The organism is Mycobacterium sp. (genome assembly GCF_965229105.1).
In the GTDB taxonomy this organism is placed as follows: domain Bacteria; phylum Actinomycetota; class Actinomycetes; order Mycobacteriales; family Mycobacteriaceae; genus Mycobacterium.
On the sequence record NZ_OZ245858.1, the window covers coordinates 4239699 to 4264917 of the forward strand.

The following is a 25219-nucleotide window of genomic DNA, read 5'->3' on the forward strand; positions in this document are numbered from 1 at the left end:
GGTCAGGTCGAGCGGTTATAGACCACACGACTGCCGAAAACGATGTCCTGCAACGACCTTCGCTGACCGTCGATGGCCACCCAGGCCAAGCCGATGGGGAACAGTACACAGCCGAGCGCCCTGGCCAGACAGATGGTGGCGGGCAATCGTGGCGATTTACGGCCGACCACCCGCAGCCCCATCACCACCGCCCCCGCGGTGCAGCCCGACACCGCCCAACAGCCGGCGAGGTAGAGCACCGCAACCGCTCCCAGTCCGAACGCCGAGAAGATCAACGACGGCGCGGGAAAACTGAACGCCCTCGGCGAGAAGGCCAGCGTGGCCAGAATCAGCCCCAGATACAACATCCCCATGAACGTCAACACCACCAGCAGGTCGATCACGGCTGCCACTGTCCTGCTGACGATTCCCGCGGTGCGGGTGTCGTGCGCAACCGGCGTGGCCTCGCTCACAGGCCCTCCCTGGTGCGGCCGAACATCCGGTCGACGATGCCGGTTACGAGGTCATCGGCGCGCTCACCCTGGCTGCGCACATCAGTCATCACCTCGGCGGTGACCGAGGTGGTGGATTGGCGGATGATGCTCGGCAGGTCGACACCGTCGATGACAACATCGGCCAGCCCGATGAGGTCGATGCGCGCGATGATCGCGTCGATATCGACGTCCCTGGCGATCGCATTGACGTCCACGTTCTCCCGCACCAGGGCGGTGAGGTCGAGTTCGGTCAGCACCTGCGCGACGATGTCGACGACGATGGTGGTGATCACGGCCCGCAGCGGGTCGACGCCGGCATTGATGACGGCGTCGCCACGACGCGAGAGCGCGGCGACGCCGCGGTTGAGCTGGTCACCGACGAACGGCAGCCGGGTGGCGGTCCGATAGACCGCTGTCGCACCTTCTGCTGCGACAGCACCGACGCCCGCTGCGGCGGTCACGATGGGATGCCGCAAAAGTCTGCTCGGCGATGGCACCACCGCATCGTAGCGACAGAATCCGTTCGGCCACTACGAGCTGGAACTGAGGCTGCGGGCATAACCGGAGCCCATTCCCAGCAAGGCCAGACCGACGACGATGAAGGCCACCACACGGAAGATGCCATCGAGAGTGCCCAAGTCGAAGAGAAAGAGCTTGGCGGTGGCGGCCGCGGTCAACGCCAGCCCGCCGGCGATCGGGGCCGTACGGGCGTCACGGTTCTGCACGCGCAGGGCGTAGACGAACAAACCGGCCGCAATCGCGATCCAACAGATTGTCGCCGCCATGTGCCCGGCGAGGAAACCGCCATCCTGGCCCGCCACGAGCACCCCGGCGGTGACCGTGAAGGTCGTCACGCAGTAGGCAGTTACCGCGACGACACCCGCCCACAGCAGCCGAATAGCTCCTGGTGCAGCGTCTTTGGCAGGCGCCCATGACCATGCGATGGTGCTGGCCACCGCCACCGCCAATACACTCGCGGCCAACGTGGAGATGGCAACGGATGCGGACTGCACGGTCGGATGCAGCAGGAACACCGGCGGGGCCTGGCCGAGGAAGAACCCAGCCCCGACGACCCCGAAGCCGACGGCCGCCCAGCGTGCCGTCCTATCGGATCGGCCCGCGATGGTGACCACCACTGCCATTGCCAACAGCACCGGGCCGGCGATCAGCCCGTCGAAGGCGACCGTCACCGCGATGAGCGCCGATACCGCGGATAACGCCGACCAGATCTGACGCACCACCCCGGTGACCCCGGGAACCCGGCCGGTCACGACGATCGCCAGCATGGCGGCCGCGACCGAGGCGGCCAGCAGCGCGGACAGCAGCCTGCCCGCAGCCATCCCAATCGCCAACGCGGGCAACACACCAGCCACGGTCAGCAAGGCCATCGCGACCCGCTGCGTGATCGAGGGCAGCAGAATCAGCGCGCCGACAATCGCGAGCGCAGCCGCGACGGCGCACGCACCGCCGAGCAGCGACGGATCATCGCCGGTCACGACGCGATTGATCAGCAGGGCCAGCAACAGCGGTGCAGTCACCGAAACAGTGCGCGCGGCGTGCAACCAGACCCAATCCTTCCCGAGTTGCACGGGCAGTGCGGCCACCGACAGCGCGAGCATGTACGCGATGAGCGTGAGCGTGATCCCGTCGGTGACGATCGGCGCCAGGACGATCAGCGGAACGAATACCAACAGACCGAGATGCTGGGAGTCCCACCGGCGGGCCAGCACCAAACCACCGCCGCCGATCGCCGAAGCGATGATCAGACTGAGCGCCGGAGCGATCCAGCCGTAAATGGTGGTGACGGCGATGACGTCGATGTACGCGGCGGCGATTCCGGTGGCGGCCAACGCGATGGCACCGATGCGCCCGCCGGGCCTGCGGTTCAGCCAGGCGGCGACCCCCACCAGCCCGGCGGATAGCAGCGCGCCCGCGCCGACCCGGATCTCGGGACGCAGAATCCCAGCCTGCGCCGCCAGTACCACCAACAGGACCACACCGATGAGGGTGACAGCCACCCCGGCGACGGCCAGCAGCTTGCTGATCAGCCCCCGTTCGGCGGCACCGCTGATGCGCGCGGCGAGTGAGGGCGTGGGCGGTTTGGGCGGCTTGGGCGGTTTGGGTGGGAGCGGCGGGGGCGGATATTGCGGGTAGTAGGCAGCGGGCGGTGGTGCGTAGTAGGTAGCGGCAGGCGGCTGCGCAGGATGCGCTGTCGGCAGTGTCCGTTCCAGCTCGTTGAGTTGTGTTGCCACCCGGGCCAACTGGTGTGACATCGCGGTGAACTCCTCGGAGAGCCGAAGAAGGGCAGCCTGATGTGGGTCGGTCATAACTGCCATCGTGTCGCGATCGACGCCCGCAGGGATGAGTAGGACTACCCGACTCTGGCCCCGAGAGTGAACGTCACGACGGAAACCAGGCCGGCGGCGTCGTGAGATTCACGCTCGACGAGATGGCTCGCTACGGCTCTTTGTCGAGGCCGTGCTCGATGGCGTAGCGCGCCAGTTCCACCCGGTTGGCCACCTGCAGCTTGCGAAACGTCGCCTGCACATGGTTCTCGACAGTGCGGTGACTGACTGAGAGCTTGGTGGCGATCTGCTTGGCCGTGAGCCCCTTGGCCACGTGACGCAGCACCTCGGTCTCACGGTCGGTCAGGGTGGGGATCGGTGCCGAGGTCTGAGTCTCGGGGTGCTGCGCAATGCGGCGGTACTCCCCCAACACCAGGCCGGCCAGGCCAGGAGTGAACACCGCCCGGCCTGCTGCGGTCGCGCGAACGGCCTCGGCGAGTTCGGTGCGCGACGCACTTTTGACCAGATAGCCGGTGGCGCCTGCCTTGACCGCCTGGAGAACATCGTCGCGTTCACCGGAGGCCGATAGCACCAGAACCCGGCTGGCAGGCGATACCTCCAGGACGTCGGCGGTGGCCTGGGCGCCGTCACCGTCGACCAGGTGCATATCCATCAGCACGACATCGGGCGCCACCACCGCCGCCCGTCGACGCGCCGACGCCACGCCATCGGCCGTCGCCACCACCGTGAAACCGTCATCGGCAAGATCACGGGCGACCGCATCGCGCCAGATCGGGTGGTCATCGACCACCATCACGGTCAGCTTGTGGTCGGCCAGCGTCGGCTCGGCATCACCCACGGCTCCTCCTCTTGGCTCTGGGCACGGTCAGTTCCCATTCGGTACCGCCGTCGGGCTCGGTGGTGAGTTCCGCCGTCCCGGACACTGCGTGCAGGCGGCCGATGATCGACTTCGAGATTCCGACCCGTCCCTCACCCGATGCCTGCTCAAGGCGCCCCGGTGCGATACCCACCCCGTCATCACGGATGCTGACGGTCACGGTGTCCCCGAGGTCTTCGACCAGGACGTACGCCGTCGCCGTGGGCCCGGCGTGGGCCCGGACGTTGGCCAAGGCGTTGACGGCGGCTGACTCCAATTCCGTTGCCACCGCGAAGTCCAACAGCACCGGAGTGGCGGGCACGCTGACCACCACCCGCTCGCCCGCCTGCCTGCTGAGCCCGACGCGGATGTCCACCAACGCCGGGTGATCGTCGTGGCGGACGTCCTCCGCGCTGACCAGGCGACGTAGCGCGCTCTCCTGCTGGCTCGCCAGATCAGCCAGTTCTGTTGTCGGCCCGCCGATTTCCCTACCACGCTTGGAAACCAGGGCGAGCACCTGGATGACACCGTCGTGCACCTGACGGGCCAGGCGCTCTCGCTCTGCCACCGACGCCGATAACAAGGCCGCTCGTTGCAGTTCGGCATGGGCCCGACGGGCGGTCTGGGCCGCCATTCCGATGGCCAGCCCCACGGCGAGTTCGATGACAATGGTGGCGTTGCGGGCCAGATCGATGCTGACGTAACCCTTCACCGTCGCAGATGCCGCAATCACCACGACCCCGGCGAGCATGCCCGCAATCGGTCCGCGCAGGATCGCCGCCGAGATCGTGGCGTTGGTGGCCCACAACGTCGTCGGCAACGACTGGTTGTCAGCCAACCACTGATCGGATGCCACGAATGTGGTGCACAACATCAGCCCGGCGACCACGATCACCTCCGCGATCACCCAGCCGGGCCTGCGGCCAAAACCCTGCAGATAGGCGACAGCGCACGTCAGCGTCCACACCGACAGCACGCCGAACAGCAGCCAGCCGAGCATGGGGCGCGTCAACTCGTCACTGCTGACGATCTGGAATCCGAGAGCGTAGACAAAGCTGAGCAGACGAAAGACCTGCGCTGCGCGCCACAACGGCTCGCTTGGATCCGAGGCCGCATCGGATGGCGCCGGCATCTGCTCAGCATAGGGTGATTTGTGTGAAGCGTTTGAAGCAAATCGCCGCCGTACTCATCGCCGTCGTCAGCGCCGCATTGGCCGCGAACGGATTCCGGCCGTTGACCAAGCGTGGATATCCCTCGTTGTACGCCTTCACCTACGGGGTGTTCGCCTCCGAGTTGCCGCTGCAGATGCTGGCCGGTGAAGCCGCCGCACTGGCCGCGGTATCACCGGGGCTGGACCGTCGAACGGGCCGCGCCGCGTGGCTGCTGTCGGGGCTGTCCTGGTTGGGTCTGCTCGGGCTCTACCGCGCCGGGCGACGCGCCGACAAGCCGCTGACGCAGGCGCTGGACGCCGGGTTGGGCGCCGACCGTCGCACCGAAACTGGTGATATCTGGAAGAGCCCAGCACCAATGGGTGCCACCGCCAAACGACCCGGCGTGGTCCGGATGTTGCGGATCTACCGGGATTACGCCCACGACAGCGACGTGCCCTACGGCGAATTCGGCAGGAAGAATCTGCTCGACATCTGGCGTCGGCCCGATCTGGACCGAGATGGTCGCGCACCAGTCCTTCTCGAAGTTCCCGGCGGCGCCTGGATGCTGGGAAGTAAACGCGGACAAGCGCATCCGCTGATGAGTCATCTCGCCGAGCTGGGCTGGGTGTGCGTCTCGATCAACTACCGACTCAGTCCGCGGGCCACCTGGCCCGACCACATCGTCGACGTCAAACGCGCGATCGCCTGGATCAAGGAACATATCGCCGAATACGGCGGTGACCCGGACTGGATCGCGATCACCGGCGGTTCGGCCGGTGGACACCTGTCATCGCTTGCCGCTTTGACCCCGAATCTGCCGGAATTCCAACCAGGTTTCACCGATGTCGATACCAGCGTGCAGGCGGCGGTGCCGTTCTACGGCGTCTACGACTTCACCAGACGGGACACCTCACTGCACCCGCTGATGGTGCCGATGCTGGCCAAGTATGTGCTCAAACAGCGGCGCCGCGATTCTCCGGACGCCTACCAATCGGCGTCGCCGATCAATTACGTCAATCCCGGCGCCCCACCGTTTTTCATCCTGCACGGAACCAACGACTCGCTGATCCCCGTCGAACAGGGGCGCAGTTTCGCCCAACGGTTACGGGAGGTCAGTACCCAGCCGGTGGTGTACGCCGAATTGCCCTATGCCCAACACGCTTTCGACATCTTCGGCTCACCCAGGGCGGCGCACTCAGCGGTCGCAGTGGAGAAGTTCCTGGCCGAGGTGTACGCGAAATCCCGGTTACATCACCTTCGATAGGAACAGTTTGGTGCGTTCTTCCTGCGGGTTGCTGAGCACCTCGCGCGGCTTTCCGCTCTCGACGATCACACCGCCGTCCATGAAGACCAACTGGTCGGCGACCTCACGGGCGAAGCCCATCTCGTGAGTGACCACCACCATCGTCATACCCTCGCTGGCCAGCTTTTTCATCACCCCGAGCACCTCACCGACCAGCTCGGGGTCCAGTGCTGAGGTGGGCTCGTCGAACAACATCAGCTTGGGGCTCATCGCCAACGCCCGCGCGATGGCGACTCGCTGCTGCTGACCACCGGAGAGCTGGGCTGGATAGGCAGTTGCCTTGTCCGACAACCCGACCTGGTCCAGCAGGTCCTTCGCCCGCTCGATCGCCGCGGCTTTCTTGACGCCCTTGACCTGAATGGGCGCCTCGACGATGTTGGCCAGCGCAGTGCGGTGCGGGAACAGGTTGAAATGCTGGAACACCATGCCGATCTCGCGACGCTGCTTGGCCGCCACGCGGGGTGCCATTTCGTGCAGCTTGCCGGCACGTTCGGTGTACCCGATCAGTTCGCCGTCGACATAGAGACGGCCCGCATTGACCTGTTCGAGGTGGTTGATGCACCGCAGGAACGTCGACTTACCGGAGCCCGACGGGCCGACCAGGACCAGCACCTGACCCTTGCCGATCTCCAGCGTCACACCCTTGAGCACCCGCAGGGCGCCGAAGTTCTTGCATACGCTCTCGGCTTTCACCATCGGCGTGTTCGCCGCCTCCGAAGCCGCGGTCATATGTTGCCCGTCCTCAACTGCGCCTTGGCCAGCGCCTCAAGTTGTTTATCGGTCAGCTTGCGGGAGACCCCGCGAGAGAAGTACCGCTCCAGATAGAACTGGCCGACCATCAGAATGCTGGTGATCAGCAGGTACCAGGCGGCGGCGACCAGCAGCATGGGTACCGGCTGGAAGATCACCGCGGAGATGTTGCGTTGCTGCCCATACAAATCGATCGTCAGGGGCACCGCTGTCACCAGCGATGTGGTCTTGAGCTGGCTGATGAACTCGTTACCGGTCGGCGGGATGATCACCCGCATCGCCTGCGGTAACACGGTGCGCCGCATGGTCAGCAACCAGGACATGCCCAGCGCGGTGGACGCCTCGCTCTGGCCTTCCGGCACCGAGCTGATACCGGCGCGGATGATCTCCGCCAGATACGCCGCCTCGTTGAACCCCAGACCCAGCACTGCCAGCAGGAAGTACATCGACAGGTTCTGGATGTTCAACTCGAAGAACGTCGGGCCGAACGGGATGCCCAGTTGGAGGTTCTTGTAGATCACCGGGAGCAGGCCCCAGAAGACCAACTGCACGTACACCGGTGTGCCGCGGAAGACCCACAGGTAGACCCAGGACACCGACCGGAACACCGGGTTGGGCGATAACCGCATGACCGCGAGGATCACCGCCATGACGACGGCCAAGATCATGGAGAAGACGGTCAACTGGATGGTGATCCAGACACCCTTGACGATGCGTTCGTCGGTGATGTACTTGCCGAACGTGCTCCAGCCGTATGCCTCGTTGGTGGCCGCGCCGTAAATGAACAGCCCGGCCAGGATGAGGATGACGATCGCCGCCACCCACCGCCAAGGGTGCCTTAGCGGCACCGCGTCGATAGCGGCGGGAGCTTCGGCGGGGCTAGTGGATGGCGGCGAAACATCAACGCTCATAAGTCAATCCGGCTATCAGCTGGTTGCGCCGTTGATGACCGGCTTGTCGATCATGCCGGCCTCGACGCCCCAGTTGGTCGCGATGGTCTTGTAGTCACCGGTCTCGATCAGATGCTCGAGGGCTTTCTGCAGCGACGCCGCCAGTGCGGATCCCTTCTTCACCGGCCAACCGTAGGGCGCCGAATCGAAGGTCTCACCCGACTGCTCGAGCTTGCCGTTGGACTGCTTGATCGCATAGAGGGTGACCGGGGAATCCGCCGACATCGCATCGGCCTGGCCCAGGACGACCGCGTTGGTGGCCTGATCCTGCCCGTCGAACTTCAGGATCTCGATCGCGGGCTTACCGGCATCGGTGCAGGTCTTGCTCCGTGCAGGCAGTTCGTCGGTCTCCTGGGTGGTGGTGGACTGGACCGCGACCTTCTTGCCGCAGGCGGTGTCCGGTGTGATGTCAGAGCCCGCAGGCTTGGCCCACAGCGACCCGGCCGAGAAGTAGGTGACGAAGTCGACGGTCTGCTCGCGTTCCTTGGTGTCGGTGAACGAGGACATCCCGACGTTGAACGCATCACCCTGGATGGACGGGATGATCTTGTCGAAATCCGCCTCCCGGTAGTCGGCGGTCAGGCCGAGGGTGCTGGCGATCGCGTTCATCAGGTCGACGTCGAAGCCGACGATCTTGCCGCTGGGGTCCTTGAACTCGTTCGGCGTGTAGGGCACGTTCACCCCGACGATCAACTTGCCGGAGCTCTTGATGTCCTCGGGCACAGTGTTGGCGATGTCGTCGACCTTGGCGGCCGTCGCTGCGGTGGTCTCCTTCACGGGACCGGAGCTGTCCTCGTTCTTGGTACACCCCGACAGCGCAAGTGCGCCGGATACGGCAAGTACCAGGGCACCGCGCCACAGGTGTGATCTCGCTCGACGGTTCTGACTTCCAGCTACCACGTTGTGTTCTTCTTTCTGCTTCGGGCCGTCTTCCGTCTGTTCAGGCGCTGACGTTAACGACCATGGGCCCAGCGCGCATTGCCGGTAACGAGACATTAACGACACCGCCGACGCGCCACAGGACATTCTCAGTTCTTTGGCACGTCGGCACGTCACCGCGGCGGTGCTGCCAAATGTCCCAATGGCCAAGGGCGGTGTGTCACACTGCGCGCATGGAAACCACTGCTACTCCAAGCATGTTGCCGCACTTATGGAAGTCGGCACTGGCCTCGGGATTGCTGGCCGTCCTTCTGGGCGCCGCCGTCCTCGCGTGGCCCGGCAAGACGCTTCTGATCGCCGCCATCTTCTTTGGCGCCCACCTGCTCATCACCGGAATCACACAGGTCATTTTCGCGTTCAGCCTGCACGTCTCTGCCGGTGGTCGGGTGTTGCTGTTCATCAGCGGTGCTGCGTCGCTGGTGCTGGCGATCCTGTGCTTCCGCAGCCTGGCGGAGTCGATTCTGCTGCTGGCGATCTGGATCGGCATCGGCTTCATCTTCCGCGGCGTCGCAACGGCGGTATCGGCGATCAGCGACCCGACGCTGCCCGGCCGCGCCTGGGAGATCTTCATCGGCCTGATCAGCCTGGCCGCGGGCATCGTGATGCTGTCGTCGCCGTTCGAATCGATCACCACACTGGCGATCGTCGTCGGTGCTTGGCTGATCGTGATCGGCATCTTCGAGGTCGTCGCAGCCTTCGGCATCCGGAAAGCCTCCAAGGACATCAGCGAGGCGCTCAATCCCCCGCCGGCAGCAGCTCCGGCGACTGCGGAGACAACCGCAGCGGAGTAGCGACACAAAGTCACCCGGGCCGGGGCACAAAGTCCCTAGTGACGACCCACAGCATTACTACTACACTCTGTCGTAGTGGAGTCCTCACGACTCGACCCGCAGCCCCGGGAGATGACGCACGATGAATGCGCTCGATGTGTCGCGCTGGCAGTTCGGTATCACCACCGTTTACCACTTCATCTTCGTTCCACTCACGATCGGCCTCGCCCCGCTGATCGCGATCATGCAGACGGTGTGGGTGGCCACCGGGAACCCCGCCTGGTATCGGCTGACGAAGTTCTTCGGGAAGCTCTTCTTGATCAACTTCGCCATCGGCGTCGCCACCGGCATCGTGCAGGAGTTCCAATTCGGGATGAACTGGAGTGAGTACTCCCGGTTTGTCGGCGATATCTTCGGCGCCCCGCTGGCAATGGAAGGTCTGGTCGCCTTCTTCTTCGAGTCCACCTTCATCGGATTGTGGATCTTCGGCTGGACCCGGTTACCGCGACTGCTGCACCTGGCCTGCATCTGGATCGTCGCGATCGCGGTGAACGCCTCCGCGTTCTTCATCATCAGTGCGAACTCGTTCATGCAGCACCCGGTCGGCGCGGTATACAACCCGAAGACCGGCCGGGCCGAGCTGACCAGCATCATGGCGCTGTTTACCAACAACACTGGCATTTCGGCCTTCTCGCATGCGGTGGCCGGCGCCTTCCTGACCGCGGGTGCTTTCGTCGCCGCCGTCTCCGCGTGGTGGATGGTGCGCTCTCGCAACGCGGGCACTGAGGCCGCCGAGGGTGACGCGCGCGCCTTGTATCGGCCGGCAACGATTCTCGGCTGCTGGGTGGCGCTGATCGCGGCGGGCGGCCTGTTCCTCACCGGCGATGCCCAGGGCAAGCTGATGTTCCAGCAGCAGCCGATGAAAATGGCCTCGGCGGAGTCGTTGTGCCACACCGAACTTGATCCGAAATTCTCGATCCTGACCGTCGGCACCCACAACAACTGCGATAGCGTCACCCACCTCATCGAGGTGCCCTATGTGCTGCCCTTCCTGGCCGAGGGCAAGTTCTCCGGCGTCACGTTGCAAGGCGTCAAGGATCTGCAAGCGCAAGCCGAACAGAAGTTCGGCCCCGGTGACTACCGGCCCAACCTGTTCGTGACCTACTGGGCCTTCCGCGCGATGATCGGCTTGCTGCTCATCCCGGTGCTGTTCGCGATGGTCGCGTTGTGGCTGACCCGCCGCGGCCGGCTGCCAGACCAGAAATGGTTCGCCTGGTTCGCGCTGCTGACCATCCCGACTCCGTTCCTGGCCAACAGCGCCGGTTGGGTTTTCACCGAGATGGGCCGACAACCGTGGGTCGTGGTCCCCAACCCGACCGGTGACCAGGCGATCCGACTCACCGTGCAGGACGGCGTTTCCCATAATTCCGCGGGCCTGGTGCTGTTTTCCCTGATCACGTTCACGCTGACCTATGCGGCACTGGCGGTCATCTGGTTCTACCTGATGAGGCGTTACGTCGTCGAAGGCCCGTTGGAACACGATTCCGAACCCGCACCGCCGGCACCACCCGGCGAAGACGACGTCAAACCACTCTCGTTTGCTTATTAGGGCCGAACTAGCCACGTGAAAGGAGCTGATCGCGATGGGGCTTCAAGAGTTCTGGTTCATCCTCGTGGCAGTGCTGTTCCTCGGCTTTTTCATCCTCGAAGGTTTCGATTTCGGGGTGGGCATGTTGATGGAACCGATCGGACGCCTGGGCCGCAGCGGCGGAGAAGAGAATGTCGAGCGGCGCAGGCGGGCGGTGTTGAACACCATCGGCCCGGTCTGGGACGGTAACGAGGTCTGGTTGATCACCGCAGGTGGCGCCATGTTCGCGGCATTCCCCGACTGGTATGCGACCGTCTTCTCCACGCTGTACCTACCGCTGCTGGTGATCCTGTTCGCGATGATCGTGCGCATCGTCGCGATCGAATGGCGCGGCAAGATCAACGATCCGAAGTGGCGGTCCTGGGCCGATACCGGGATCGCAATCGGGTCCTGGCTACCCGCCATTCTGTGGGGCGTGGCCTTCGCGACCCTGGTCCGCGGCCTGCCCGTCGACGCCGATAAGCAGGTCGATCTGGCCTTCACCGATCTGATCAACCCGTACACCCTGTTGGGCGGGCTGGCCACGGGTGGGCTGTTCATGTTGCACGGCGCCGCGTTCCTCGCGCTGAAATCATCGGGCGAGGTCCGCGACGACGCGCTGCGGATCGCGACCTGGTTGTCACTGCCGGTGACCACCCTGGTTGCCGTCTTCGGTATCTGGACGCAACTGGCCTACGGCAAACCGTGGACGTGGGCTGTGCTCGGCCTGGCGGTCGTCGCGCAGCTGGCAGCGGTGGCACTGCTGCGGGGCGGTACCCGAGACGGCTGGGCGTTCGTGGCCACGACGGCGGTGGTGGTCGCCGTCATCACACTGTTGTTCGGTGACCTGTATCCGAATCTGGTGCCCTCCACGCTGAACCCGGAGTGGAGCCTGACGATCCACAACGCGTCGTCGAGCCCGTACACGCTCAAGATCATGACCTGGGCCGCCGTCATCTTCGCTCCGCTGGTGATCATCTACCAGGCGTGGACGTACTGGGTGTTCCGCCAGCGCATCTCGGCAGATCGGATCCCGGATTCCATCGGCCTGTCCCCGGCGGCGACGACAGTGAGGCACGAGCGATGAGGAGGAGCGGCGACGACAGGTGAGGCACGTGCCGTGAGTACCAGCCGCGCGCCGCTCGATCCCCGCCTGTGGCGGGCATCAGCCGCGGTCCGGCGCTTCCTCATTGCCTCCGTCTGCTGCGGTGTCGTCATCTCCGGTGCCGCGATCGCATCGGCGGTGGTGCTGGCGCACATCGTTGCCGGAGTCATCACCGATCCGGCCACCCGAACGCTGGCGCACTGGACCTCGTGGCTGCTGATCCTGTTCGGGTTGTGGGCGATTCGCGTCGCCGCGCAATTTGTTCAGGTCCGGCTCAGCCAGCGCGGTGCCAGCGCGACGATCGCCGACCTCGGCGGTCAGGTGCTCCGGTCGGTGACATCGGCAGAGCCCCGGCAGCTCGCTCAGCAACGCGATGACGCCGCGTTTGTGGTGCTGCGCGGGCTCGACGGGCTGCGGCCGTACTTCACTGCCTATCTGCCCGCGCTGTTTCTCGCTGCGATCCTGACTCCCGCCGCCGTAGTGGTGATCGCGCTTTACGACCTGCAGGCCGCCATCACGGTGGTGATCGCACTGCCGCTCATCCCGGTGTTCATGGTGCTGATCGGGCTGGCCACCGCAGAGCGCTCTGCGGCAGCACTGGCCGCGATGACGACACTGCAGGCCCGGCTACTGGACCTCATCGCGGGCATCCCCACCCTGCGAGCCCTCGGTAGGGCCGAAGGGCCGGGTGACCGCATTGCTGATCTCAGTGCGGCGCATCGTCGTTCGGCGATGGCGACGCTGCGCGTGGCGTTCCTGTCCACCCTCGTCCTCGAACTGGTGGCGACGCTCGGTGTCGCACTGGTGGCCGTCAGCGTCGGGCTTCGGCTGGTCTATGGCGAGATCTCCCTGGAAAGCGGGTTGACCGCGCTGCTGCTGGCCCCTGAGGTGTTCTGGCCGCTGCGCCGGGTCGGCGTCGAATTCCACGCCGCCCAGGACGGTAAGTCGGCCGCGGACAAGGCCTTCACCTTGATCGACACCGCGGCCACCCCGACGCAGGGCACCGCGACTGTCTCCGCAACGGGTAAGACGATCCTGATCGAGCACCTCAGCGTCGACGGTCGCGACGGGCCGGCCCCCCACCACCTGACCGCCGAGTGTCCGCCCGGCGCCGTCACCGTCCTCACCGGCGCCAACGGGGCAGGCAAGTCCACCACGTTGCAGGTTATTGCCGGGTTGACGGCACCCACCGCAGGCCGGGTCACCATCGGTGACGTCGCTATCACCGACCTGGAACCGCAGGCGTGGTGGCGTCAGGTGTCGTGGTTGGCGCAGCGGCCGGTACTCATCCCAGGAACGGTTGCCGAGAACCTGTCCCTGTTCGGCGAACTGGATGATCTCGAATCTGCCTGTGCTGCATCGGGTTTCGATGAGGTACTGAGCAGTTTGCCGAATGGGCTGCGAACCGAGCTGGGTCGCGGCGGCGTCGGCCTGTCGTTGGGGCAGCGCCAGCGACTTGGTCTGGCCAGGGCGCTGGGCTCCCCCGCGCCGGTGCTGCTCCTCGATGAGCCGACCGCCCATCTGGATGCCCAGACCGAGGCAGGTGCCCTTGCGGCGATAGCGCTGCGGGCGCGACGGGGTGCGACCGTCATCATCGTCGGGCACCGCGCGCCGGTCCTCGCCATCGGTGACCAGATCGTCGAGGTGACGAGCCATGCGTCGGTCTGAGGACCCGCTGCTGCGGGCGTTGCCACTGCTGCGACCGCGACTGCCCCGACTGCTGCTTGCCATCGGGTTCGGCGTGCTGTCATTGGCCAGTGCATTGGCCCTGGCCGGTGTTTCGGCGTGGCTGATCACCAGGGCCTGGCAGATGCCGCCGATTCTGGACCTGTCGGTGGCCGTGGTCGCCGTCCGTGCGTTCGGCATCTCTCGCGGCGTGCTGCACTACTGCGAACGTCTCGCCTCCCATGACACCGCGTTGCGGGCCGCAGGCTCGGCTCGAACCGGCATCTACCACCAACTCGCCCGTGGCCCCGTCGATGTCACCGCCCGACTGCACGCCGGTGAGCTGGTCGGCCGGGTTGGATCCGATGTCGACGAACTCGCCGATGCGCTGGTGCGCGCGGTCCTACCGATCGCGGTGGCCGCCGTGCTTGCGGCGGCCGCGGTCGGTGTGATCGCGGTGATCTCACTGCCTGCCGCCGCGGTGCTGGCCGCCTGCCTGTTGATCGCGGGGGTAGTGGCACCGTGGCTGGCGGCCCGCGGGGCCACCGCGCAGGAGGAACTCGCACGGACCCACCACAGCGACCGGGATATCGCCGCCATGCTGGCATTAGAACACGCTCCCGAATTGCGCGTCAGTGGTCGACTGCCCGCGATCATCGCCGAATCGGCTCAGCGCCAAGAAGACTGGGCCAAGGCGGTCGACACAGCTGCGATACCCGGCGCCTACGGGGCGGCGGTGCCGACCGCGGCAATCGGTGCCAGCGTGCTCGGCGCGGTCGTCATCGGGATCGGTATCTCGGGGTCGGTCGCCGCGACCACGCTGGCCATCCTGATGCTGTTACCGCTGTCCTCCTTCGAGGCGACGGGCCCCCTTCCCGCGGCTGCGATCCAGCTGACCCGGTCACGGATCGCTGCCCGCCGACTACTCGGCCTCACCGGCCCAACCACCGACCCGACACCTGTGGTGCCGGCTGCGGTGCCAGCGGATTGCCGCGTACGCAGCACCGAGTTGCGGTCCGGTCACTCCGGCGCGAACGCAGGCGTCGCGGTCAGCCTCGCCCTGAATCCGGGTGCCCGGCTGGCAATTACCGGCCCGAGCGGGTCCGGCAAAACGACCCTGCTGATGACGTTGGCCGGTCTGTTGCCGCCGATATCGGGTGCGCTCACCGTCGGCGGGGTGCCGATCGGATCGGTCTCGGAGCGCGAATTACGTTCCCGGATAGCTTATTTCGCCGAAGACGCACATATCTTCGCCACGACGGTCCGCGATAACTTGCTAGTGGTTCGCGGTGACTGCACCGATGTCGAACTAACCGAAGCGCTGGCCCGCGTCGGCCTCGGCGACTGGTTGAGTGCATTACCGGAGAATCTGTCCACCGTGCTGGTCGGCGGTGCGTCGGCACTCTCGGCCGGACAGCGGCGCAGGCTGCTACTGGCGCGGGTGTTGTTATGTCGCGCACCGGTACTGCTGCTCGACGAACCGACGGAACACCTGTCCGCGACCGATGCCGATGCACTCCTGCGCGAGTTACTCACCACAGATGGTGGACTGCTCGCCACGGACCGAACCGTGGTCGTGGCAACACATCATCTGGCTGACGACATCGGATGTCCTCGACTGGAAATGGCGGTAGCCAGGTACTCTGGCAGCGGGTCTCGTCCACCGCAACCTGATCTGGAGCGCACGCCATGACTGAAACGCCTGAATCCTCCAGCCAGCCCGGAACACCCGCGGGGCCACCGCAGAATCCGCCACCGCCCTATCCTGGTGCGCCCGGCGGCTATCCCCAGGGTCAGCCCCCGCAGTACCCGCCGCCTTATCCACCTCAGGCCGGGTATTACCCACCGCCGCCGCCCCAGCCCTATGCCGGATACACGCCACCGCCGGCCGCCCCCAAGAACGGTTTGGGTATCGCCGCACTGATCACCGCGATCCTGTCGCTGCCAGCAGCGCTGACGGTGTTCGGCGGTTTTCTGCTCGGCATCGCCGCGGTTGTCCTCGGCTTCGTCGGCTACCGTCGCGCCAAGAGCGGTGAAGCGACCAACGGTGGCATCGCGATCGCCGGCGTCGTCCTCGGCGTCCTTGGCATCATCCTCAGCGCATGCGTCATCGCGTTCGGAGTGTGGGGCTTCTTCAAGATCGGCGGTCGCGATTACGTCGACTGCATGCAGTCCGCCGGTAACGACACCTCAGCGCAGGCCCAGTGCGAAGACGAATTCCGCGGAAATCTGGAGAACCAGTTCAGCATCACGCTGACGCCCACCCCGTAGTCGCAGCCGTAGCGCGAGTCAACCCAAACATTGTCCATTCCCATCTGTGACGCACGCTCGCGAAATAGCATGTCGGCGAATTAACACTGCTACGTATCTGTCGGGGGTACAGCAATGACGCAATCGCCAGGGCCTGTCGGCCAGCCGTATCCGCCGCAACCCAGTCAGTACCCGCCTTCGCAGCCGCCTGCGCGAAACGGGATGGGCACCTGGGCCGCGGTGTGCGGAGCTTTCTCGGTACTGACCATCTTCACGACGTGGGGTGCCCTACCGTTCGGCATCATCGCGATCATTCTCGGCGTAAAAGGCCGACGGCTCTTCAAACGCGGTGAAGCGACCAATGGCGGGGCGGCTCGAACGGGCATCTGGTTCGGGATGCTCGGCATCGCCTTGACTCTGATCATCATCGGCGTCGCCCTGTGGGGCATGTTCAAACCCGACGGTCTGATGCCGTGCCTGACCTCCGCCGGTGACGACACCGCTGCGACGGACCAGTGCCAGCAGCAGTTCCACGACGATATGCCGTTCTTTGTGAATGTCCCGGTGCCTGCGGGCGGCTAGTTTTTCTCCAGGCCGGGGAAGTGCTTGACGATGCCTTCCTGCACAACCGTGGCGACCAACTGGCCCGCCGCGTCGAAGAAGTGCCCGGTGCCCAAACCTCGGGATTCCGCGGCCACCGGGGACGTCGTCGAGTAGAGCACCCACTCGTCGAACCGGAATGGCCGGTGGAACCACACCGAGTGGTTGATCGACACCGCAAAGATCCGGTCCCACCCCCATGACAAGCCGTGGGTGGTGATGATCGAGTCCAACACCGTGGTGTCCGAGGAATACACCAGAGCCGCCTGGTGCAGAACCGGGTCGGCGGGCATCGGTCCCAGCGTCTTCATCCACACCCGGTTGTGCGCCAGCTGCTCACCCTTGTCACGCATCACCCAGGCCGGATCGTTGGTGTAGCGCCACTCGATGGGCCGCAACGCCTCGGCGAAATGCGGCACCTTGTCCTCGTAGCCCGCCAACAGGTCACCGATTGTCGGCAGGACCTCCGGGCGGGGCACGTCGGGCGCGTCGATCCCGTGCTCGAGCCCCTTGCCCGCGGACACATACGAGATCAGCGCCGACCCGAGTAGCGCGCCGCCCTGGGTGATGTCGACGCGCCGGTTGGCGAAGCGGCGCTCATCCCGCAGCCGCACCACGGTGAATTCGAGATCCTGGCTCGGATCACCACCGGCGATGAAATGCATGGACAGCGCACTGGGCGGCAGGCCCTGGCTGACCGTTCGGCCGGCCGCGACGAAGGCCTGCGCCGTCATCTGGCCACCGAACGTCCGGACCGGATTCTTGCTCGGATGGCTGCCGACGAACGTGTCGTCACCGGTCGTGCGGAGATCCAGAACTGCCAGTAGCTGGTCGAAGTCGCTGACTGGCAAAAAGGCTCCTGAGGTTAGTGGTCGTCCTCGCCGATCCGGTGTACGTGGATCAGGTTGGTCGACCCTACTGTGCCAGGCGGGGCGCCGGCGACGATGACCACCAGGTCACCACGCTTGTATCGGCCCAGGTCGAGCAGGGACTGATCGACCTGGCGGATCATCCCGTCGGTGGTCTCGATGTGGGGGACGATGAACGTCTCGGTCCCCCAGGTCAGCGCCAGCTGGCTGCGGACTTCGGGACGCGCGGTGAATGCCAGGAGCGGCAGTGGGGTGTGCAACCGGGCCAGGCGTTTGACGGTGTCACCGGACTGGGTGAACGCCACCAGCGCCTTGGCATCAAGACGTTCGCCGATATCGCGGGCCGCATACGAGATGACGCCGCGCTTGGTGCGGGGCACATGGGTCAAGGGGGGTGCGGCCGTCGAGTTCTCTTCGACGGCGGACACGATGCGGGCCATCGTCCGCACCGCCTCCAGGGCGTATTTGCCCACCGAGGTCTCACCGGAGAGCATCACCGCATCGGCCCCGTCGAGCACGGCGTTGGCCACGTCGGAGGCCTCCGCCCGGGTGGGCCGGGAGTTCTCGATCATCGACTCCAGCATCTGCGTGGCGACGATGACCGGTTTGGCGTTCTCCCGAGCGATCTGAATGGCGCGCTTCTGTACCAGCGGCACCTCTTCGAGCGGCAGCTCGACACCGAGATCACCGCGGGCCACCATGATCGCGTCGAACGCCAGCACGATCGCCTCGAGGTTGTCGATGGCTTCCGGTTTTTCCAGCTTGGCGATCACCGGCACCCGACGACCGACGCGGTCCATCACCTCGTGGACCAGCTCGATATCGGCCGGCGACCTCACGAATGACAACGCCACCAGATCGACACCGAGTCGCAGCGCGAATTCCAGGTCTTCGATGTCCTTTTCGGACAGCGGCGGGGCGGACACATTCATCCCCGGCAGCGACATACCCTTGTTATTGCTGACCTTGCCGCCTTCGGTGACGGTGCAGACCACGTCGTCACCGTCGATATGTTCGACTACCAGACCGACGTTGCCGTCATCGACGAGGACCCGGTCACCGGGTGCCGCATCCTGCGATAACCGCTTGTAGGTGGTGGAGACCCGGTCGTGGTTGCCGAGGAAGTCCTCCACGGTGATCCGGATGGTTTCGCCGTTGGCCCAGACCGTCGGTCCGTCCGCGAACCGGCCCAGCCGGATCTTGGGTCCCTGCAAGTCCGCCATGATGCCGACAGCGCGGCCCGTCACGTCGGAGGCAGCCCGAACCCGCTTATAGGCGGCCTCATGGTCGGCATAGTCGCCGTGGCTGAAATTCAGGCGGGCCACATCGCATCCGGCTTCGACAAGTGCCCTGACGGACTCATCGGTTCCCGTGGCCGGTCCGAGCGTACAAACGATCTTCCCGCGTCTACTCACGACGAGTCAGCATAGTCGCGCTTACTGTGCTTCTCGACCGATACAGATGAGTTGGCAATCCCGTCACCTAAACAACAGCTAGCGGCAATGCGGAGGGTCGAACCGGCTCCGGCAGGTCGGACTCCCCCATCAGGAAAGTGTCGACCCCATGGGCGGCGGCACGGCCCTCGGCGATGGCCCAGACCACCAACGAGGCGCCCCGATGGGCGTCACCGCAGACGAAAACCCCAGGTGAGGCGGTCTGCCAATCCGACCCGCACGCCAGGGCGCCGCGGCCGTTGAGCGTCAGCCCGAGCCCGTCGAGCAACGCCATCTGCTCCACGCCTTCGAAGCCGATGGCGAGCAGCGCCAGGTCGCACGGCACCTCAAGGGACTGCCCGACGGGCTCGATGGAGCGCCGCCCGTCCGCGTCCCGACTGACCCGGACTTCGGCGATTTCCATTGCTGTGAGGTTGCCGTCGTCATCGCCGATAAAACGCTGTACGGCGACCTCGTAGCGGCGCATTCCGCCCTCTGCGTGGGCCGGGGACATGCGCAGCACCAACGGCCACGTCGGCCACGGTGAGCGGTCCGCATCGCGCTGTTCGGGTGGTTCCGGGTTGTAGTCCAGCTGCGTCACCGATGCCGCACCCTGACGATGCGCCGTGCCCAGGCAGTCCGCCCCGGTGTCACCGCCGCCGATGATCACCACATGTTTGCCCGCGGCGGAGATCGGCGAGGGCCCGTCGCCCTCACATTCTTTGTTTGCTGGAACCAGATGCTCCATGGCCAGGTGCACCCCATTGAGGTGACGACCTTCCACGTCGTTGTCCCGGCCGCGCAGCGCGCCGACGGCCAGGACGACCGCGTCGAAACGGCTGCGCAGTTCTTCAACGGACAGGTCGACGCCGACTTCACAGTCGGTGACGAAACGTGTGCCCTCCGCGCGCATCTGGGTCAACCGCTGATTCAGCGTGGCCTTTTCCAGCTTGTATTCCGGGATACCGTAGCGCAGCAGACCCCCCAACCGGTCGTCACGCTCGTACACGGTCACATGGTGGCCCGCGCGGGTGAGTTGTTGTGCCGCAGCGAGTCCGGCCGGCCCCGATCCGACGATCGCGACGCCCTTACCCGTCGAGATGGCCGCGGGTTGAGGTTCGATGCTGCCATCCAGCCAGGCCCGGTCGACGATCTCCTGCTCGATACGCTTGATCGTCACACTGCCGCCGGTCTGCTCTTCTCCGATCGACAACACACAGGCGGCCTCACACGGTGCCGGGCAGAGCCGGCCGGTGAACTCCGGAAAGTTGTTGGTGGCGTGCAGTCGATCGCTTGCGGCATCCCAACGGCCCCGACGGACCAGGTCGTTCCACTCCGGGATCAGATTTCCCAGCGGGCACCCTGCGGTTCCCGAGTGACAGAACGGAATCCCGCAATCCATGCAGCGACGAGCCTGCTGGCTGACCTCGCCGGCCCGCTGATGGGGATCCTGGCTCTCGTAGACCTCACGCCAGTCGCCGACACGTTCGTCGACCGGACGCTTGACCGCCTCGACCCTCGCGACCTGCAGAAATCCCTGGGGGTCAGCCACGAGTCGCCTCCATAATCGCCGTTTCCACATCGCGCCCTTCGGCCCTGGCCATCCGGGTGGCTTGCAGCACCCGCTGATAGTCGGTGGGCATGATTTTGGTGAATTGTGCACTGCGCCTTGGCCAATCGGCCAATACCGAGGACGCGACCGTGCTCCCGGTGTATTGCGCATGCCTGGCTATCACCTCACGCAACCAGGCCAGATCCTCGGGTTCGAGGTGCTGCAACTCCACCATCGCTGGGTTCACCTTCGCTGGGTCGAGCCCCAGCACGTAGGCGATACCGCCGGACATCCCGGCCGCCATGTTGCGGCCGGTCTCGCCGAGCACCACCACGCGCCCGCCCGTCATGTACTCACACGCGTGATCACCGACGCCCTCGGTCACGGCGAGCGCACCGGAGTTGCGGGCGCAGAACCGCTCCCCCACCCGGCCGCGCAGGAACACCTCACCGGAGGTGGCACCGTACATCAACGTGTTGCCGGCGATCACGTTGTCCTCCGGCAGGAACAACACGTCATCGGGTGGCCGCACGATGATCCGACCACCGGAAAGTCCCTTGCCGACATAGTCATTGGCGTCACCGAGCAGATCGAGGGTGATACCTGGTGGCAGGAACGCGCCGAGCGACTGTCCCGCCGAGCCGGTCAGCTTGACGGTGATGGTGTCCGACGGCAGCCCCGCAGCACCGTAGCGGCGGGTCACCTCCGAACCCAACAGGGTGCCGACAGTGCGGTTGACGTTGCGCACCGGCAGCTCCAGGACCACCTTGTGCGCGTCTTCCAGCGCACCCTCGGCCAGCGCGATGAGCGTGTTGTCGAGCGCGAATTCCAGCCCGTGGTTCTGGTCGCGGACCCGGCGACGTTGGGTCAACGTGGCGCCGTGCGCGTCGGTCGGCGCCCGGAAGATCGGGCTCAGGTCCAGCCCCTTGCTCTTCCAGTGCGCGACCCCAGCTGCGGTGTCGAGGGTCTCGGCATGGCCGACTGCTTCGTCGATACTGCGGAAACCCAACTCCGCCAGATACTTCCGGACGTCTTCGGCGATAAACCGGAAGAAGTTCTCCACGAACTCCGGTTTTCCGTTGAACCTTGCCCGCAGCTCGGGATTCTGGGTGGCCACGCCAACCGGGCAGGTATCGAGATGGCAGACGCGCATCATGATGCAGCCCGACACGATCAGGGGCGCGGTGGCGAAACCGAACTCCTCAGCACCGAGCAGTGCGGCCACGATCACATCCCTGGCAGTGCGCATCCCGCCATCGCACTGCACGGTGATCCGATCACGTAAACCGTTGAGTACCAATGTCTGTTGGGTATCGGCCAGACCGATTTCCCAAGGCGCACCCGCATGCTTGAGTGACGTCAGCGGCGCTGCGCCGGTACCGCCGTCGTAGCCACTGATCAGCACGACGTCGGCATGGGCTTTCGACACCCCGGCCGCGACCGTCCCGACGCCCACCGAACTGACCAGTTTGACGTGGATCCGGGCGGCGGCGTTGGCGTTCTTCAGATCGTGGATCAGCTGAGCCAGATCCTCGATCGAGTAGATATCGTGGTGCGGCGGTGGAGAGATCAGTCCCACGCCTGGCGTCGAATGCCGCGTCTTGGCGATATTCGGATACACCTTGTAGCCGGGCAACTGGCCGCCCTCACCCGGTTTGGCCCCCTGGGCCATCTTGATCTGGATATCAGACGCGTTCACCAGGTAGTCGCTGGTCACCCCGAACCGGCCCGAGGCCACCTGCTTGACGGCGCTGCGGCGGCGCGGATCGTAGAGTCGGTCCACATCTTCGCCGCCCTCACCGGAATTCGAGCGACCGCCGAGATTGTTCATCGCGATCGCCATCGTCTCGTGGGCTTCGGCAGAGATCGACCCGTAGCTCATCGCGCCGGTGTTGAACCGGGCGCAGATCGATTCGACGGACTCGACATCCTCCAACGGCACCGGCGGACGCAGCCCGGTCTTGAACGAGAACAATCCGCGCAACGCACCGCCCTCGCGAGCGAGGCGGTCGACCTCCTCGGAGTACTTGGCGAATACCTCGTGGCGTCCGGTTCGGGTCGAATGCTGAAGTAGGAAGACCGTTTCCGGTGTGAACAGGTGCAGCTCACCTTCCCGCCGGAACTGGTATTCGCCGCCCACCTCGAGCCGTCGGTGCACCCGCTCGGTCGGGTTCTCCGGATAGGCCCGACGGTGCCGCAGTTTGACTTCCTCGGCGATCACGTCGAGACCCACCCCGCCGAGCTGGCTGACAGTTCCGGTCAGGTATTCGTCCACCACGGCCTTGTCCAGACCGATGGCCTCGAACGCCTGCGCGGCGGTGTAAGAGCCGACGGTGGAAATACCCATCTTGCTCATCACCTTCATCACACCCTTGCCGAGTGCCTTGAGGTAATTGCGCACGGCCGTGGCGGTTTCGATGCCGGTGAGTTCACCCTCGCGGATCAGATCCTCGATCGACTCGAACGCCAGATACGGGTTGACCGCGGCCGCACCGTAGCCGATGAGCAGCGCGATGTGATGGACCTCGCGGGCATCGCCGCTCTCGACGACCAACGCCACCGTGGTGCGTTCCTTGGTGCGGACCAGATGGTGGTGTACCGCGGAAACGGCCAGCAGGGACGGGATCGGTGCCCTGGTGTGATCGGAATCGCGGTCCGAGATCACCAGCGTACGAGCACCTTTCGCGATGGCCTCCGATGCCCGCATCCGCAGTTCGTCGATCGCATCGGCCAGGCCCTCACCGCCACGTTCGACGTCATAGAGCGCCCGTAGCACCGTGGACCTCAGACCCGGATGCTCGCTGTCATCGTTGATGTGGACGATCTTGTTCAGCTCGTCGTTATCGAGCACCGGCCAGGGCAGCATGATCTGGCGACACGACGCCGCCGTCGGCGCCAGCAGGTTCTGCTCGGGTCCCATCACCCGGGCCATCGAGGTGACGATCTCCTCGCGAATGGCGTCCAGAGGTGGATTGGTCACTTGGGCAAAGAGTTCCACGAAGTAGTCGTAGAAAAGGCGGGACCGCTGCGAGAGCACCGCGGTGGGTGTGTCGGTGCCCATGGAACCGAGCGGCTCACCACCTGAGGCGGCCATCGGCGTCAGCATGATGCGCAGATCTTCTTCGGTGTAGCCGAACGAGATCTGGCGGCGCACCACCGATTCGTGGTTGGGCTGAACCCGGCTACGGTCGGCCAAGGTGGTGAGATCGACCAGACCGGCGTGCAGCCACTCGGCATACGGATGGGCCGCTGCCAGTTCGTCTTTGACCTCGTCGTCGGACACGATCCGCCCTGCCGCGGTATCGATAAGGAACATTCTGCCTGGCTCGAGGCGGCCCTTGGCGACGACCTCGGCGGACGGCACGTCGAGCACACCGCTCTCGCTGGCGAGGATGATCCGGTCGTCGATGGTGCGCCACCACCGACCGGGACGCAGCCCGTTGCGGTCCAGCACCGCCCCCACCACGGTCCCGTCGGTGAAGGTCACACACGCCGGGCCGTCCCAGGGTTCCATGATCGAGGCGTGGAACTGGCAGAACGCCCGCCGGGCCGGACTCAGGGTGGCGTTGTTCTCCCACGCTTCCGGGATCATCATCATCACCGCATGCGGCAGGCTGCGGCCGCCCAGGTGCAGCAATTCCAGGGTCTGATCAAACGATGCCGAGTCCGACGCGTCGGGCGTGCAGATGGGCGACAGACGGGACAGGTCACCACCGATGACGGCGCTTTCCAGCATGGCCTCGCGGGCGTGCATCCGATTTCGGTTGCCGCGCACCGTGTTGATCTCCCCGTTGTGGGCGACGAATCGGAACGGGTGTGCCAGCGGCCACGACGGGAACGTATTGGTGGAGAACCGGCTGTGCACGATGGCGATCGCACTCATGCACCGCTCGTCGCGCAGGTCCTCGAAATACCTGGGGAGCTGCAACGTCGTCAGCATGCCCTTGTAGGTGATGGTTCGCGACGACAGGGACGCAAAGTAGATCCCGGTACCTGCGGCCAGGCTTTCGGGGGTGGCATGGCCGGCCCGTTTGCGCAGCGGATACACCTTGCGGTCCAGGTCGATGCCGGCGAGCCGACTACCCTTGCGTTCCGGAGCGGCGACAAACAACTGCGCCATATAGGGCATGCAGCCCAGTGCCGTGGCGCCAATATCGGCACCCTGCGGGTCGACAGGCACCTGCCGCCAGCCCAGCACCTCGATACCTTCGTCGGCGGCGATGTCCTCGATCCGCGATTGCGCACTCGCACGCGCGGCCGGATCCTGCGGCAAAAAGCAGATACCTGCGGCGAAAGCGTTGCTGCCATCGGCGGCCGGTGCGGGCAATTCGAAGTCCACCACGTCGCGCAGCAGTTCAACGGGCAGCTGCAGCAGAATGCCTGCGCCGTCACCGCTATTGGGTTCGGCACCGGCGGCGCCGCGATGTTCGAGGTGCTCGAGTGCGATCAATCCATCCGAGACAATGGAATGCGAGCGACGGCCCTTGATGTCGGTGACCATTGCCACGCCGCAGGAATCATGTTCCTGAGCCGGGTCATAGAGACCCTGAGCCTCTGGCACCGCCGAAAACAGCATGTTCAACGCACCTCCGCAGCCTGTCCTGCGGTGCCAGAAATATG

Annotated in this window: 20 protein-coding genes; 8 read left to right on the plus strand and 12 right to left on the minus strand. The window is 65.4% G+C overall.

Features of this window, described 5'->3' with window-relative positions; genetic code table 11:
* Positions 1-2: 2 nt before the first annotated feature.
* From ADBZ9O_RS19760 to macS, 5 genes are all read right to left on the minus strand, one after another.
* A complete protein-coding gene (locus ADBZ9O_RS19760) occupies positions 3-452 on the minus strand; it encodes an RDD family protein (protein WP_526524635.1) in 450 nt (149 codons plus the stop codon).
* Complete coding sequence (locus ADBZ9O_RS19765; RefSeq protein ID WP_526524636.1) at positions 449-934, minus strand: hypothetical protein; 486 nt, start codon at positions 932-934, stop codon at positions 449-451. Before ADBZ9O_RS19765 ends, ADBZ9O_RS19760 begins: the two co-directional genes overlap by 4 nt.
* 69 nt (positions 935-1003) lie before the next feature.
* Entirely contained in the window at positions 1004-2800 is a 1797-nt protein-coding gene (locus ADBZ9O_RS19770) for a DUF2339 domain-containing protein (protein WP_526524637.1), read from the minus strand.
* Positions 2801-2930: 130 nt separating this feature from the next.
* Entirely contained in the window at positions 2931-3572 is a 642-nt protein-coding gene (locus ADBZ9O_RS19775) for a response regulator (protein ID WP_526533304.1), read from the minus strand.
* Positions 3573-3609: 37 nt separating this feature from the next.
* Positions 3610-4767, minus strand: a complete 1158-nt coding sequence (macS, locus tag ADBZ9O_RS19780) for a MacS family sensor histidine kinase (RefSeq protein WP_526524638.1) — start codon at positions 4765-4767, stop codon at positions 3610-3612.
* Here macS and ADBZ9O_RS19785 point away from each other — a divergent pair.
* Positions 4755-6050, plus strand: coding sequence for an alpha/beta hydrolase (locus ADBZ9O_RS19785; RefSeq protein ID WP_526524639.1), 1296 nt, complete (start codon positions 4755-4757; stop codon positions 6048-6050). The two genes, macS and ADBZ9O_RS19785, sit on opposite strands and share 13 nt — an antisense overlap.
* Here ADBZ9O_RS19785 and ADBZ9O_RS19790 read toward each other — a convergent pair.
* Genes ADBZ9O_RS19790 through ADBZ9O_RS19800 form a run of 3 tightly spaced genes read right to left on the minus strand, consistent with a single transcriptional unit; the run spans position 6033 to position 8689 of the window.
* Positions 6033-6785: an amino acid ABC transporter ATP-binding protein gene (locus ADBZ9O_RS19790; protein WP_526533306.1), complete on the minus strand. Its 753-nt coding sequence runs from the start codon at positions 6783-6785 to the stop codon at positions 6033-6035. The genes ADBZ9O_RS19785 and ADBZ9O_RS19790 overlap by 18 nt on opposite strands.
* A 29-nt stretch (positions 6786-6814) precedes the next feature.
* On the minus strand, positions 6815-7750 hold the full coding sequence (locus ADBZ9O_RS19795) for an amino acid ABC transporter permease (protein ID WP_526524640.1): 936 nt from the start codon (positions 7748-7750) through the stop codon (positions 6815-6817).
* Positions 7751-7765: 15 nt separating this feature from the next.
* Positions 7766-8689: an ABC transporter substrate-binding protein gene (locus ADBZ9O_RS19800; RefSeq protein ID WP_526524641.1), complete on the minus strand. Its 924-nt coding sequence runs from the start codon at positions 8687-8689 to the stop codon at positions 7766-7768.
* Between the two features lie 212 nt (positions 8690-8901).
* Between ADBZ9O_RS19800 and ADBZ9O_RS19805 the strand changes: the two genes are divergently transcribed.
* The 7 genes from ADBZ9O_RS19805 to ADBZ9O_RS19835 all read left to right on the plus strand — a co-directional run bounded on the left by ADBZ9O_RS19805 (position 8902) and on the right by ADBZ9O_RS19835 (position 16727).
* Positions 8902-9519, plus strand: coding sequence for an HdeD family acid-resistance protein (locus tag ADBZ9O_RS19805; protein ID WP_526524642.1), 618 nt, complete (start codon positions 8902-8904; stop codon positions 9517-9519).
* Between the two features lie 121 nt (positions 9520-9640).
* On the plus strand, positions 9641-11107 hold the full coding sequence (locus ADBZ9O_RS19810) for a cytochrome ubiquinol oxidase subunit I (RefSeq protein ID WP_526524643.1): 1467 nt from the start codon (positions 9641-9643) through the stop codon (positions 11105-11107).
* Positions 11108-11141: 34 nt separating this feature from the next.
* Positions 11142-12212, plus strand: coding sequence for a cytochrome d ubiquinol oxidase subunit II (gene cydB / locus ADBZ9O_RS19815; protein ID WP_526524644.1), 1071 nt, complete (start codon positions 11142-11144; stop codon positions 12210-12212).
* Positions 12213-12278: 66 nt separating this feature from the next.
* Complete coding sequence (gene cydD, locus ADBZ9O_RS19820; RefSeq protein WP_526533308.1) at positions 12279-13898, plus strand: thiol reductant ABC exporter subunit CydD; 1620 nt, start codon at positions 12279-12281, stop codon at positions 13896-13898.
* The gene (gene cydC / locus ADBZ9O_RS19825) at positions 13885-15588 is read left to right on the plus strand and encodes a thiol reductant ABC exporter subunit CydC (RefSeq protein WP_526524645.1); all 1704 of its coding nucleotides are present in this window, start codon (positions 13885-13887) and stop codon (positions 15586-15588) included. The genes cydD and cydC overlap by 14 nt, the downstream gene beginning before the upstream one ends.
* The gene (locus tag ADBZ9O_RS19830; RefSeq protein ID WP_526524646.1) at positions 15585-16166 is read left to right on the plus strand and encodes a DUF4190 domain-containing protein; all 582 of its coding nucleotides are present in this window, start codon (positions 15585-15587) and stop codon (positions 16164-16166) included. Before cydC ends, ADBZ9O_RS19830 begins: the two co-directional genes overlap by 4 nt.
* A gap of 114 nt (positions 16167-16280) precedes the next feature.
* A complete protein-coding gene (locus ADBZ9O_RS19835) occupies positions 16281-16727 on the plus strand; it encodes a DUF4190 domain-containing protein (RefSeq protein WP_526524647.1) in 447 nt (148 codons plus the stop codon).
* On the opposite strand, the gene ADBZ9O_RS19840 is transcribed toward ADBZ9O_RS19835, so the two are convergent.
* The 4 genes from ADBZ9O_RS19840 to gltB form a co-directional block, all read right to left on the minus strand.
* Complete coding sequence (locus tag ADBZ9O_RS19840; RefSeq protein ID WP_526524648.1) at positions 16724-17596, minus strand: acyl-CoA thioesterase II; 873 nt, start codon at positions 17594-17596, stop codon at positions 16724-16726. The genes ADBZ9O_RS19835 and ADBZ9O_RS19840 overlap by 4 nt on opposite strands.
* 14 nt (positions 17597-17610) lie before the next feature.
* A complete protein-coding gene (pyk, locus tag ADBZ9O_RS19845) occupies positions 17611-19029 on the minus strand; it encodes a pyruvate kinase (protein ID WP_526524649.1) in 1419 nt (472 codons plus the stop codon).
* Between the two features lie 67 nt (positions 19030-19096).
* Complete coding sequence (gene gltD, locus ADBZ9O_RS19850; protein ID WP_526524650.1) at positions 19097-20599, minus strand: glutamate synthase small subunit; 1503 nt, start codon at positions 20597-20599, stop codon at positions 19097-19099.
* A complete protein-coding gene (gene gltB / locus ADBZ9O_RS19855; protein ID WP_526524651.1) occupies positions 20592-25175 on the minus strand; it encodes a glutamate synthase large subunit in 4584 nt (1527 codons plus the stop codon). The genes gltD and gltB overlap by 8 nt, the downstream gene beginning before the upstream one ends.
* Between the last annotated feature and the right edge of the window lie 44 nt (positions 25176-25219).

Coding starts and splice junctions, on each gene's coding strand:
- ADBZ9O_RS19835 (WP_526524647.1), top strand. CDS start 16,281: ATGACGCAATCGCCAGGGCCTGTCGGCCAGCCGTATCCGCCGCAACCC.
- cydB (WP_526524644.1), top strand. CDS start 11,142: ATGGGGCTTCAAGAGTTCTGGTTCATCCTCGTGGCAGTGCTGTTCCTC.
- ADBZ9O_RS19795 (WP_526524640.1), bottom strand. CDS start 7,750: ATGAGCGTTGATGTTTCGCCGCCATCCACTAGCCCCGCCGAAGCTCCC.
- macS (WP_526524638.1), bottom strand. CDS start 4,767: ATGCCGGCGCCATCCGATGCGGCCTCGGATCCAAGCGAGCCGTTGTGG.
- ADBZ9O_RS19830 (WP_526524646.1), top strand. CDS start 15,585: ATGACTGAAACGCCTGAATCCTCCAGCCAGCCCGGAACACCCGCGGGG.
- ADBZ9O_RS19785 (WP_526524639.1), top strand. CDS start 4,755: ATGGCGCCGGCATCTGCTCAGCATAGGGTGATTTGTGTGAAGCGTTTG.
- gltB (WP_526524651.1), bottom strand. CDS start 25,175: ATGCTGTTTTCGGCGGTGCCAGAGGCTCAGGGTCTCTATGACCCGGCT.
- cydC (WP_526524645.1), top strand. CDS start 13,885: ATGCGTCGGTCTGAGGACCCGCTGCTGCGGGCGTTGCCACTGCTGCGA.
- ADBZ9O_RS19775 (WP_526533304.1), bottom strand. CDS start 3,572: ATGGTGGTCGATGACCACCCGATCTGGCGCGATGCGGTCGCCCGTGAT.
- ADBZ9O_RS19810 (WP_526524643.1), top strand. CDS start 9,641: ATGAATGCGCTCGATGTGTCGCGCTGGCAGTTCGGTATCACCACCGTT.
- ADBZ9O_RS19790 (WP_526533306.1), bottom strand. CDS start 6,785: ATGGTGAAAGCCGAGAGCGTATGCAAGAACTTCGGCGCCCTGCGGGTG.
- ADBZ9O_RS19770 (WP_526524637.1), bottom strand. CDS start 2,800: ATGACCGACCCACATCAGGCTGCCCTTCTTCGGCTCTCCGAGGAGTTC.
- ADBZ9O_RS19805 (WP_526524642.1), top strand. CDS start 8,902: ATGGAAACCACTGCTACTCCAAGCATGTTGCCGCACTTATGGAAGTCG.